Here is an 11,690-nt window from a genome sequence, read left to right on the forward strand (position 1 = left end):
TCAGCCCGCGAGGGTCGCGAGGACCTCGTCCCGGACGCACGACGCTGCGGCGAGGAGTCCGTTCGCGGCGGCGTTGAGCACCGAGGCCATCGGCATCTGCAGCTCGGCAGTCGTCGCGAGGTCGCCGGCGGCGTACACGCCCGCCAGGCTGGTGCGTCCGAAGCCGTCCACCTCGATGCAGCCGGTCGGCAGCATCGTCAGCCCGAGCTGCTCGGCGAACGGCGTGGACTGCGCATAGGTCGTCTTGACGATGAGGCCGCGGGCGTCGATCTCGGTCCCGTCGGCGCGGGTGACGACCACGCCGTCACCGCTGGCTCGCACCTCGACGATGTCGTCGACCACGACGGTCTCGGCGGCGATGGGGGCCATCATCAGCACCATTGCCTGCGCGTGTTCGCTGCCCTCGATGACGACCCGGCCGCCGGCGTACTCGTGGCCGTGGCAGAAGGGGCAGTGCGCAGCCGCGCTGCCGAAGACCTCGGGCAGGCCGGGGATGTCCGGCAGGGTGTCGCGCACCCCGGTCGCGAGGAGCAAGCGTCGGGCGCGCAGGGGCTCGCCTTCGGCGAGGGTCACGGTGAAGTCGCCCTCGGTGCCGGACACCTCGGTGGCGGCGACCCGGCGTACCTCGACCGTCTCGTACGTCGCGATCTCCCGCAGGGCATCCGCCCGCAGTTCAGCCGGGTCGGTGCCGTCGCGGGTGAGGAAGTTGTGCATCGCGTCTGCCGGGTCGTTGCGGTAGACCCCGGAGTCGAGGAGGACGGCGTAGCGGTGCATCCGGCCGAGGGTGAGTGCTGCCTGGAGGCCGGCGGGGCCTCCGCCGATGATGATCACGTCGTGCACGGGAGTCTCCTGAGAGGTCGGGAACTTGATTCAGGGACCAGCGTGTGACTTCATGTTGACATGAAGTCAAATGAGTGGACGGTCGGTCAGGTCGCGGAGCGGTTCGAGCTGCCCACCAACGTGCTGCGGCACTGGGAGACCGTCGGTCTGCTGACCCCGGCGCGTGACTCCGCGGACCGCCGTCGGTACGGCCGCGACGACGTTGTCCGGGTTGCGGTGATCCAGCGCAGCAAGGCGGCGGGGATGAGCCTCGACCAGATCCGGGTGCTGATGGACTCCGAGGCTCGGGGGCGACACGAGGTGCTCGAGGCGCACATCGCCGACCTGGACCGGCGGATGGAGGAGATGCGTCAGTCGCGCGAGATGGCGCAGCACGCGTTCTCCTGCAAGGAGCACGACGTGACCTCGTGCCCGGGGTTCCGCAAGCACGTGAAAGACCTGCTCACGGATTTCTGAATTCACATCCGGGTGAAATATCCGTTCCCGATCGGTCTCGGAATGGCAGGATGTCCGGCGTCAACACGCACTTCTATCTTGGGGAACCTCTTGAAGACATCTCGCATCATGCGTCTCGCCGCTGCGGCGGCCATCGCCGGGCTCACTCTCGTGGGGACCGCCGTCGTCCCGGCCCAGGCGGACACCGCCTCCATCAAGGTCACCGGCATCAAGCTGAAGCCGATCGTGACGTACAACGCTGGTCAGAACTTCATCGGTGGCACCATTGGGTTGGACTGGGACGAGGACGTCGACATCTACGATGTCGAGGCTGACGTCAAGGTGAACGGCAAGACCGTCGCCACGAGCGTTCCGCTGGCTCCCAACGGTTTCAACTACAACCGTTCCTGGGGCGCCGGCACGGTCCAGCTCACCAACGTCAAGGTGACAGGCACCGACGCCAACACCGGTGACTTCACCGATCTGCCGGTGGCGACTCCGGCCAACTCCGTGCAGGTCCGGCACGCAGTCGACCCGAACAGCATCATCAAGTACAAGCGGGTCGGCAAGAAGCTGACCTTCAAGGCGACGGTCCGGTACATCTCCGCGACGGGCAAGCTGATCTCGGTCGGCAAGGCCACGATCCAGTACAAGAAGGCCGGCAAGTGGAAGAAGCTGAAGACCCTGAAGCTGAACTCCGCCGGTTTCGCGAAGTACAAGATCTACTTGAAGAAGAAGAGGTCCTACCGCCTGGTGGTCGTCGGGACCAACGTGTTCCAGAGCGCGTCCACCGGTCCGAGCAAGAAGATCTGACCCGGATCTGATCAGGCTTCGACCTGGTGACCGGCCCCGGACGTTCCTGTCCGGGGCCGGTTCGCTTTTCCGAGGGCGTTCGGGCCGCGCGCGCTCGGTAGGCTGGGCGGATGCCCTCCGCCCCCGTCCTGCCCGCCGAGGTGCTGGCGATGGCGGCGCGGGGGACCGGCTGGGCCGACTGGGTCGAGCGCCTGCCCGGCGTGCTCGGCGGCCTGCTCGAGGAGTGGGAGCTGCGCACGGACGGGGATCCTCTGCACGGGTTCACCGCGATCGTCGTCCCGGTGGTCACCCGCAACGGGCTGATGGCCGTGCTCAAGGTCGGGTACCCCGACGAGGAGTCCGCGCTCGAGCACCTGGCCCTGACCCGATGGGAGGGCAACGGTGCCGTCCGGCTGCTGCGTGCCGACCCGCACCGACGGGCGTTGCTGCTGGAGCACCTGCGTGGTACCGATCTCGCGGACCACTGGGACCTGGAGGCCTGCGGCATCGTGGCGAGCCTGTACTCGCGGTTGCACGTCCCGGCCCCGAACCAGTTCCGCCGGCTGTCCGCGGCCCTGGTCGAACCGCTGACCCAGCTGCGGGCGCTCGAGCGCAGCGCGCCGCTGCCGCGCCGCCTCGTCGAGCAAGCGGTCTCGCTGGCCGGCGACTTCGTGAAGGACGAGGCCACCGACGGCACCCTGATCCACACCGACCTGCACTACGGGAACGTGCTCTCGGCCGGCCGCGACGGCTGGTTGGCGATCGACCCCAAGCCGTTGTCCGGTGACTCGCACTACGAGCTGGCGCCCATGCTGTGGAACCGGACGGAAGAGCTCGCGGGCGACCTGCGCAACGGGATCCGACGACGCTTCCACGCGCTGATCGACGGTGCCGACCTCGACGAGGACCGCGCCCGCGACTGGGTGGTGGTGCGGATGATGGCGAACGCCGTGTGGCGGTTGACCGAGCGGGGGCCGATCGACACCGAGCTGGACGACGTCGACTGGCTGACGCTGTGCATCGCGGTGGCGAAAGCGGTGCAGGACTGATGCGCCTCGTCGGTCTCGCGTTGGTGGGTCTGCTCGTAGTGGCGGGATGCTCGTCGGAGAATTCCGAGCAGACCGGCACGTCCAGCACCACGCCCAGCACGAAGCCCCCCGTCATGCCCACCGCCACGCCGACGGCCACCTCGACCCCGACGCTGACGGCCGCTCAGGCGCGCCGGCTCGGGTTGCGGGCGGTAGCGGCACTGAAGCGCGACGACCCTGCCGCGGCGTTGGCGCTGGTCGAGCGCGGAGCCGACGTGAACGTGCAGGACGACCTCCAGGACTCGGTGTTCCTGTACGCCGGCGCCGAGGGCTACGTCGACGTCGTCCGAGCCGCGCTGCGGAACGGCGCCGACGTGCGCAGCACCAACCGGTACGGCGGCACCGCCCTGATCCCTGCCTCAGAGCACGCACACCTCGACGTCATCCGGGTGCTGCTCGCCACCGACATCGAGGTCGACCACGTCAACGACCTCGGGTGGACCGCTCTCGGGGAGGCCGTCGGTCTCGGCAACGGGGGACCCGACAGCCAGGAAGCCGTGCGGCTGCTGCTGGCCGCCGGGGCCGACCCGGCGGTGCGGGACCGGTTCGGCCGGACCGTGCTGCAGAACGCCGAGCGGCGGGGGTTCGACCAGATCGCCCGCCAGATCAGGGCCGCACTGGCTCGCTAACCCGGCAGGGACCCCCGCCGCCTGACCAGGTGCGCGCGCTCGGCGTCGTTCTCCGACAGCGCGAGCGCGGCGTCGTACGCCTCTCGGGACTGGTCGTGGCGGTCCATCCGGCGCAGCAGCTCGGCACGGGTCACGTGCCACGGGTGGTAGCCGACGAGGTCGAGGCGGTCGACGATCCTCAGCGCGACCTCGGGACCGTCGAGCTCGGCGACCGCGACCGCGCGGTTGAGCTCCACGACCGGGTTCGGGTCCTGGGCGAGCAGCTGGTCGTAGAGCTGCACGATCTGCGACCAGTCCGTCATCGAGGCGTCGATCGCGTTGGTGTGCACGGCGTTGATCGCGGCCTGGATCTGGTACGGCCCGGGGCGGTTGACGGCCAGGCAGCGGCGTACGAGCTGGTGGCCCTCGTCGATCAGAGCCGGGTCCCAGCGGGAGCGGTCCTGGCGGTCCAGGGTGGTCAGCACGCCGTCGGTGAACCGGGCGTCGCGCCGGGCCTCGGTCAGCAGCATCAGCGCGAGCAGCCCGTCGAGCTCGGGGGCACCGAGGTCGAAGGAGGTCAGCATCGCGCTGAGCTGGCGGGTCAGCCGGATGGCCTCGGAGGACAGGTCCTCGCGGGCGCCCTCGCCCGTCGAGGCCAGGTAGCCCTCGTTGAAGATCAGGTACAGCACGGTCATCACGCCGCCGAGACGTTCGACCAGGTCCTGCTCGCGCGGGACGCGGTACGGGATGTTCGCCGCCTTGATCTTCTGCTTCGAACGGGTGATCCGCTGCGCCATCGTGGTCTCGGGGACCAGGAAGGCGCGGGCGATCTCGGCCACCGTCAGCCCGCCGAGGAGGCGCAGGGTCAGGGCGACCCTGTTCTCCAGCGCGAGCGCCGGGTGGCAGCAGGTGAACACGAGGCGGAGCCGGTCGTCGGTGACGGGGCCGGTCTCCTCGTGCGGTTCGTCGTGGTCGAGCATCGTCGCCTCCGCGTGCTTCGCGTCGCGCTTGCCCTCCCGCCTGATCCGGTCGATCGCCTTGTTACCGGCCGTTGTGGTCAACCACGCGCCGGGGTTGGGCGGGATGCCGTCGGCCGGCCACCGCTCCAAGGCCGTGACCAGCGCCTCGGCGACCGCGTCCTCAGCGAGGTCGATGTCGCCGAGACGGCGGATCAGCTGGGCCACGACGCGTCCGTGCTCGGCACGGACGATCGCGGCGACCCGGTCGGTGAAGTCCACCTCGGGGCCCGGGTCAGGGGGTGCGCTCACGCCTCGACCTTCAGGCGACACCCTGGAAGGGGCGGACCTCGACGGGGTTGCGGCAGGCTTTCGAGCCGCGTGCTGCGATCGCGAGCGCCTCGTCGAGGTCGGCCGCCTCGATGACCCAGAAGCCGCCGAGCTGCTCCTTGCTCTCGGCGAACGGGCCGTCGGTGACGGCGTTCTGGCCGTTGCTGTTGTCGACGACCGTGGCGTTGCTGGGCGGCTCCAGGCCGCCGGCGAAGACCCAGTGGCCGGAGGCCTGGATCTCCTCGTTGAAGGCGCCCGTGTCGGCGAAGGACTGCTCGACCTCCTCGGGGGAGAGGTGGGCGGGCTTCCACTCGTCGGTGACGCCGTCGGGGTGGATCACCGAAAGCAGGTAGGTGGTCATGTCTTCTCCTCGGTCCGGGGGCGCTGGCCCCATCTTGTCCTGTCGACCTGTCCACGAACGAGGTCAGGGGAATACGACAGAGCGCGGGAAGATTCTTTTCGCATGTCCTCCCTCGCGCCCCGGGTCGTGTCCGTGAACGTCGGCATGCCCAAGGCGGTGCCGTACGAGACGACCTCGCTCCCGACCACGGGGATCGAGAAGCAGCCGGTCGATGGACCGGTGCGGATCAGCCTCGCCGGGGTCGAGGGCAACGGGGTCGGCGACACCCACAACCACGGCGACGAGTTCATGCGCGTCTACGCCTACTCCGTCGAGGACTACTCCTGGTGGCAGGCCCAGCTCGGGCGCACGCTGGCCCCCGGCCACTTCGCCGAGCAGCTCACCACCGAGGGCATCGACCTGAACGCGGCCCTGGTCGGGGAGATCTGGCGGGTCGGTACGGCGCGCCTGCAGATCGCGCACGTGCGGACCCCGTGCCTGACCTTCAAGGGCTGGATGGGCCACAGCGGGTACGACGCCACGGCGTGGGTCAAGCGGTTCGCCCTCGCCGGTCGGGGGGCCCGGCCCGTACTTCCGGGTGCTCGAGGAGGGGGTGGTGCAGGCCGGCGACGCGATCGTGGTGGAGGAACGTCCCGACCACGGGCTGAGCGTCGCGGAGCTGTTCGCCGCGGTGACGATCCGGCCGCAGCTGTTGCCCAAGGTGCTCGACGTACCGGGCCTGAAGCCGTGGATCTACGAGCGGGCAGAGGTCGTCGCGCGCAGGACGTAGGTCCCGCCGAACAAGGCGGTTGCCGGCGATTGGTGTGGGTTCACTAGCCGCGCCAACCAGGGGTGATCTAGGTTACGTGCAAGCCCAGACCCTGCTGAGAAGCGAGAGCCAACGATGTCCCCCGTGGTGCGAGACCTGACCTTCATCGAGAACCGGCCGTCGAACATGGCCACGCAGTTCCGGGACCGAGTCGCCAAGACCCCGAACGCCGAGGCGTTCCGCTACCCGCAGGCCGACGGCCAGCCGTGGAAGTCGCTGTCCTGGAAGGACACCGGCGACCGGGTCGAGAAACTGGCGGCCGGTCTGCTGGCACTCGGCATCGAGTCCGAGCAGCGGGTCGGTATCGCTGCGGGCACCCGGGTCGAGTGGATCCAGGCCGACCTGGCGGTGCTGTCCGCCGGTGCGGCGACCACGACGGTCTACCCGTCCACGATGGCGGCCGACGTGGCCTACATCCTGGCCGACTCCGAGTCCCGGATCGTCTTCGCCGAGGACGACGAGCAGGTCGCGAAGCTGCGCGAGCACAAGTCCGACCTCCCGGCGCTCGGCAAGGTCGTCGTCTTCGACGGCACCGCCGACGGTGACTGGGTGATCAGCCTGGACGACCTGGCCGCGCTCGGCGAGAAGCACCTCGCCGCCACCCCGGACGCGGTCGACAAGGCGGTCGCCGGTATCCGCGGCGACGGTCTGGCCACCCTGATCTACACCTCGGGCACCACCGGCAAGCCGAAGGGCGTCCGGCTGACGCACTCGTCGTGGACCTACGAGGGCGCGGTCATCCAGTCCAACAAGATCCTCGACGAATCCGACCTGCAGTTCCTGTGGCTGCCGATGTCGCACTCGTTCGGCAAGGTGCTGCTCTCCGCGCAGCTGGCCTGCGGCTTCGCGACCGCCGTCGACGGTCGGGTCGACCGGATCATCGACAACCTCGCGATCGTGCAGCCGACCTTCATGGGCGCCGCGCCGCGCATCTTCGAGAAGGCCTACGCCCGCATCGTCACGATGCAGGAGGCGGAGGGCGGCCTGAAGGAGAAGCTGTTCCTCCGGGCGTTCGAGGTCGGTCGCAAGGCGGACGCGCTGACGTTCGCCGGCAAGAGCGTGCCCCCGCTGCTCGCCGTCGAGCGGGCCCTGTTCGACAAGCTGGTGTTCTCCAAGATCCGGGCCCGCTTCGGTGGTCGGATCAGGTTCTTCATCTCCGGCTCGGCAGCGCTCAACCGCGACATCGCGGAGTGGTTCCACGCTGCCGGTCTGCTGATCCTCGAGGGCTACGGCCTCACCGAGACCTCGGCCGGCGCGTTCGTGAACCACCCCGACGACTACAAGATCGGCACGGTCGGACCGGTGTTCCCCGGCGGTCAGGTCAAGCTCGGCGACGGCGACGAGGTGCTGATCAAGGGCCCGAACATCATGGACGGCTACCACAACCTGCCCGAGGAGACGGCGAAGACGCTGACCGAGGACGGGTGGCTGCACACCGGCGACAAGGGCTCCTTGGACGCCGACGGCTTCCTCACCATCACCGGCCGGATCAAGGAGCTCTTCAAGACCTCGGGCGGAAAGTACGTCGCGCCGCCGGCCATCGAGGCCAAGTTCAAGGCGATCTGCCCCTACGCCAGCCAGTTCATGGTCTTCGGCAACGAGCGCAACTACTGCATCGCGCTGGTCACGCTGGATCCCGACGGGATCGCCGGTTGGGCGAACGAGAACGGCAAGAGCGGTCAGTCCTACACCGAGATCGTCCGCTCGCCCGAGGCCAAGGCGATGGTCACCAAGTACGTCGACGAGCTCAACAACCAGCTCAACCGCTGGGAGACGGTGAAGAAGTTCGAGATCCTCGACCACGACCTCACCATCGAGTCCGGTGAGCTCACCCCGTCGATGAAGGTGAAGCGGAACGTCGTGGAGGAGAACAACAAGGCGATCATCGACGGGCTGTACGCCTAGGAGCGAGGCCGAGTCGAGCTTGCTCGAACTTGTGCCGAGCGACGACGGCGTTGAGGAGCGCAGCGACGATCTCGCCTAGGAGCCCAGCGACGATCACGCGCTCCGGTCGTCGAGCCTGCCGAGACGTAGGCGACGTACAACCGCTTCACAGGAAACGCACAACTCCTCGGCGCACGATCACTGCATGACCACCGAAGAGATGCACCACGACGACCACGACCTCGGGCTGTCCCACGACCTGCCTCGGATCATCGAGCAGGGGGTGGCCCGACGTCGGTTGTTCGGCATCCTCGGTGGCCTCTCGGCGGCTGCGGTCGTCGCGGGCTGCGGCGCGGGGGAGGACGCGTCGACCTCGGGAACCACCAGCAGCACCGGTGGTGGCCCGGGAAGCAGCCCGGGAAGAAGCACCGGCACCGCAGTCGCCGACGGCGAGATCCCCGAGGAGACGGCCGGCCCGTACCCGGGTGACGGCTCCAACGGCAAGAACGTGCTCAACCAGACCGGGGTCGTCCGCTCCGACATCCGTTCCAGCTTCGGAGGCGCGACCGGGGTGGCCGAGGGCGTGCCGCTCACGATCCGGTTGAAGGTCTACGACCTGACCGGCGAGACGACCCAGTCGTTGCCGGGAGCCGCGGTCTACCTGTGGCACTGCGACCGGGACGGGCGGTACTCGATGTACGACTCCGAGATCGCCGAGGAGAACTACCTGCGCGGGGTCCAGGAAGCCGACGACGACGGGTGGGTCGAGTTCACCTCGATCTTCCCGGCGGCGTACGACGGGCGGTGGCCGCACATCCACTTCGAGGTCTACGGCAGCGTCGACGACGCGACGAACGCGTCCAACAAGCTCCGGACCTCGCAGCTGGCGTTCCCGAAGGACACCTGCGAGGCGGTGTACGCGACGTCGGGGTACGAGGCGAGCGTCAACAACCTGGCGCGGACGTCGCTGAACACCGACATGGTGTTCTCCGACGGCTACTCGCTGCAGCTGGCGAAGATGACCGGGTCGGTGAGCAAGGGCTACGTCGCGACGCTGAACGTGCCGGTCTAACCTCGGGGGATGCCCTCTTCGCTCCCCGACGGTGATCCGGCGCCGCGCGACGGCTCGTTGCCGTCCTCGGCACTGGCAGAGCTGAGCGGCCGGAAGCTGGGGGCGTACCTGCACGTGCCCTACTGCTCGGTGCGCTGCGGGTACTGCGACTTCAACACCTACACCGCCACCGAGCTGGGCGGGGGTGCCTCGCAGGCGTCGTACGCCGTGACCGCGGTCCGCGAGGTGGAGCTGCTCGCTGACGTGCTCGTCGGTGCGCCGCCCGTGGAGACGGTGTTCTTCGGCGGGGGGACCCCCACGCTGCTGCCGAGCGCCGACCTGGTGGCGATGCTCGCCGGGGTCCGCGACGGCTTCGGTCTCGCGGCCGACGCCGAGGTCACGACCGAGGCGAACCCGGACTCGGTGACCCCCGAGAGCCTCGCCGAGCTCCGCGCGGGTGGGTTCACCCGGATCTCGTTCGGGATGCAGTCGGCGGTGCCCGCCGTGCTCGCCGTGCTCGACCGGACCCACGACCCCGAGGGCGTGCCGAGGGCCGTCGCGTGGGCGCGCGAGGCCGGGTTCGAGCAGGTGAGCCTCGACCTGATCTACGGGACGCCGGGGGAGTCGGTGGCCGACTGGGAGAAGTCGGTGCGCGCCGCGCTCGCGTGCTCGCCGGACCACGTGTCGGCGTACTCGTTGATCGTGGAGGACGGCACCGCCCTGGCGCGCCAGGTGCGCTCCGGGGTGATCCCGATGCCGGACGAGGACGACCTGGCCGACAAGTACGAGCTCGTCGACGATCTGCTCGGCGCCGCCGGGCTGGGGTGGTACGAGGTGTCGAACTGGTCGCGCGACGAGGGCTCCCGCTGCAGGCACAACGAGCTGTACTGGACCTCGCAGAACTGGCTGGGCGTCGGACCGGGCGCCCACGCGCACGTCGGCGGGGTGCGGTGGTGGAACGCCAAGCACCCGACGGCGTACGCGGCCCGGCTGGCCGCGGGGGAGTCGCCGGGGTTGGCGCGCGAGGTGCTGGACGCGGAGACCCGGCGGGTCGAGCGGGTGCTGCTGGAGGTCCGGTTGCGGGACGGGCTTCCGGTCTCACTCGTCGACCGCTCGCGGGTGGATGCGGTCGTGGCGCAGGGGTTGGCGGAGGTGGTCGGGGAGCGGCTCGTGCTGACTCGGCCGGGGCGGTTGCTGGCCGACGCCGTGGTGCGCGACCTGCTGGGGTAGGTGCCCGGCTCGCCTGAGCGCCACGTCACAGGCTCCGGCGGCGACGACCAGCCGTTCGCTTCGCTCACGGGTGCCAGCCCATCCATCACCGCCGGAGCCTGCGTCGTGGCGCCCTGGTGCGCCGGTCACCACATCTCGACAAGCTCGATGACCGGGTGCCGAGCCTGGGTCGTGGTGGTTTGGTGCGCGGGTCACCACATCTCGACAAGCTCGATGACCGGTTGCGGAGCCTGCGTCGTGGCGCCCTGGTGCGCCGGTCACCACATCTCGACAAGCTCGATGACCGGGTGCCGAGCCTGGGTCGTGGTGGTTTGGTGCGCGGGTCACCACATCTCGACAAGCTCGATGACCGGGGGTGCTCGATGACCGGGGGTGCTCGATGACCGGGGGTGCTCGATGAGCGTGGCCTACTGCGTCACGAAGTCGATGAGCTCCTCGACGCGACCCAGGAGTGCCGGTTCGAGGTCGGCGTACGAGGTGACCTTGGAGAGGATGTGCTGCCAGGCGCGGGCGATGTCGGCCTGGTCGCGGTGGGGCCAGCCGAACTGCTGGCAGACGCCCTTCTTCCACTCGATGTTGCGGGGGACGGTCGGCCAGGCGTCCTTGCCGAGGCGTTCGGGTTTCACGGCGGCCCAGACGTCGATGTACGGGTGCCCGACGATGAGGACGTGCTTGCCGATCGGGGACTTGGCCACCGACTGGGCGATCCGGCTCTCCTTCGAGCCGTGCACCAGGTGGTCGACGAGGACGCCGACGCGGCGCTCCGGGCCGGGGTTGAAGTCGCGGAGGTGGGCGGAGAGGTCGTCGATGCCCTCGAGGTACTCGACGACCACGCCCTCGATGCGCAGGTCGGCGCCCCAGACCTTCTCGACGAGCTCGGCGTCGTGCCGGCCCTCGACGAAGATCCGGCTGGCGCGGGCGACGCGGGCCTTGGTGCCGTGGACCGCGACCGAGCCGGAGGCCGTGCGGATGGGAGCGGCTGGGCCCTTCCTGACCGGCGCAACCAGGATCACCGGGACGCCGTCGAGCAGGAAGCCCGGACCGAGCGGGAAGGTGCGTCGCTTGTTGCGGCGGTCCTCGAGGATCACGGTGCCGAGGTCGCGCTCGACCTTGACGATCTCGCCGCAGAAGTCGGTCTGCACCTCTTCGACCACCAGACCGGGATCAGCGGCGACCTCGACCGACCGGCCGTTCTTCGGCTTGCGCCAGTCACCGGACAGGACGTCGGACCCGTATCGATCGAAGCTGCTCACCGGGTCACGCTAGGCACTTCCGCCCCAGGAGTAACGGAGGCTCGCCTAGGCTCG

General features: G+C 69.4%; 12 protein-coding genes. 8 read left to right on the plus strand and 4 right to left on the minus strand.

Annotation, left to right across the window (positions count from 1 at the left end; translation table 11 throughout):
• The gene (locus ABIE44_RS16390; protein ID WP_209715098.1) at positions 1-840 is read right to left on the minus strand and encodes an NAD(P)/FAD-dependent oxidoreductase; all 840 of its coding nucleotides are present in this window, start codon (positions 838-840) and stop codon (positions 1-3) included.
• A gap of 60 nt (positions 841-900) precedes the next feature.
• Between ABIE44_RS16390 and ABIE44_RS16395 the strand changes: the two genes are divergently transcribed.
• The 4 genes from ABIE44_RS16395 to ABIE44_RS16410 all read left to right on the plus strand — a co-directional run bounded on the left by ABIE44_RS16395 (position 901) and on the right by ABIE44_RS16410 (position 3,784).
• Positions 901-1,296, plus strand: coding sequence for a MerR family transcriptional regulator (locus tag ABIE44_RS16395; protein WP_209715095.1), 396 nt, complete (start codon positions 901-903; stop codon positions 1,294-1,296).
• Between the two features lie 90 nt (positions 1,297-1,386).
• Positions 1,387-2,088: a hypothetical protein gene (locus ABIE44_RS16400; RefSeq protein WP_209715092.1), complete on the plus strand. Its 702-nt coding sequence runs from the start codon at positions 1,387-1,389 to the stop codon at positions 2,086-2,088.
• 110 nt (positions 2,089-2,198) lie between these two features.
• Positions 2,199-3,116 (plus strand): aminoglycoside phosphotransferase family protein, encoded by a 918-nt coding sequence (locus tag ABIE44_RS16405; RefSeq protein WP_209715089.1) that lies wholly within the window; start codon positions 2,199-2,201, stop codon positions 3,114-3,116.
• A 113-nt stretch (positions 3,117-3,229) separates the two neighbouring features.
• Entirely contained in the window at positions 3,230-3,784 is a 555-nt protein-coding gene (locus tag ABIE44_RS16410; RefSeq protein WP_209715085.1) for an ankyrin repeat domain-containing protein, read from the plus strand.
• Here the strand turns inward: ABIE44_RS16410 and ABIE44_RS16415 are convergent.
• Together ABIE44_RS16415 and ABIE44_RS16420 are read right to left on the minus strand one after the other, a co-directional pair.
• A complete protein-coding gene (locus ABIE44_RS16415; protein WP_502912744.1) occupies positions 3,781-5,031 on the minus strand; it encodes an RNA polymerase sigma factor in 1,251 nt (416 codons plus the stop codon). The genes ABIE44_RS16410 and ABIE44_RS16415 overlap by 4 nt on opposite strands.
• Before the next feature lie 10 nt (positions 5,032-5,041).
• On the minus strand, positions 5,042-5,410 hold the full coding sequence (locus ABIE44_RS16420) for a YciI family protein (protein ID WP_209715082.1): 369 nt from the start codon (positions 5,408-5,410) through the stop codon (positions 5,042-5,044).
• 102 nt (positions 5,411-5,512) lie between these two features.
• Here ABIE44_RS16420 and ABIE44_RS16425 point away from each other — a divergent pair, with 102 nt between their 5' ends.
• The 4 genes from ABIE44_RS16425 (at position 5,513) to hemW (ending at position 10,383) form a co-directional block, all read left to right on the plus strand.
• Positions 5,513-6,226: an MOSC domain-containing protein gene (locus ABIE44_RS16425; RefSeq protein WP_354438187.1), complete on the plus strand. Its 714-nt coding sequence runs from the start codon at positions 5,513-5,515 to the stop codon at positions 6,224-6,226.
• 67 nt (positions 6,227-6,293) lie between these two features.
• Positions 6,294-8,123: an AMP-dependent synthetase/ligase gene (locus ABIE44_RS16430; protein ID WP_209715076.1), complete on the plus strand. Its 1,830-nt coding sequence runs from the start codon at positions 6,294-6,296 to the stop codon at positions 8,121-8,123.
• A 184-nt stretch (positions 8,124-8,307) separates the two neighbouring features.
• Complete coding sequence (locus ABIE44_RS16435) at positions 8,308-9,174, plus strand: intradiol ring-cleavage dioxygenase (protein ID WP_354438189.1); 867 nt, start codon at positions 8,308-8,310, stop codon at positions 9,172-9,174.
• Between the two features lie 9 nt (positions 9,175-9,183).
• Positions 9,184-10,383, plus strand: coding sequence for a radical SAM family heme chaperone HemW (gene hemW / locus ABIE44_RS16440; RefSeq protein ID WP_209715073.1), 1,200 nt, complete (start codon positions 9,184-9,186; stop codon positions 10,381-10,383).
• A 407-nt stretch (positions 10,384-10,790) separates the two neighbouring features.
• On the opposite strand, the gene ABIE44_RS16445 is transcribed toward hemW, so the two are convergent.
• A complete protein-coding gene (locus ABIE44_RS16445; protein WP_209715070.1) occupies positions 10,791-11,636 on the minus strand; it encodes a DUF3097 domain-containing protein in 846 nt (281 codons plus the stop codon).
• Positions 11,637-11,690: the final 54 nt, after the last annotated feature.

The organism is Marmoricola sp. OAE513 (assembly GCF_040546585.1).
Lineage (GTDB): Bacteria > Actinomycetota > Actinomycetes > Propionibacteriales > Nocardioidaceae > Marmoricola.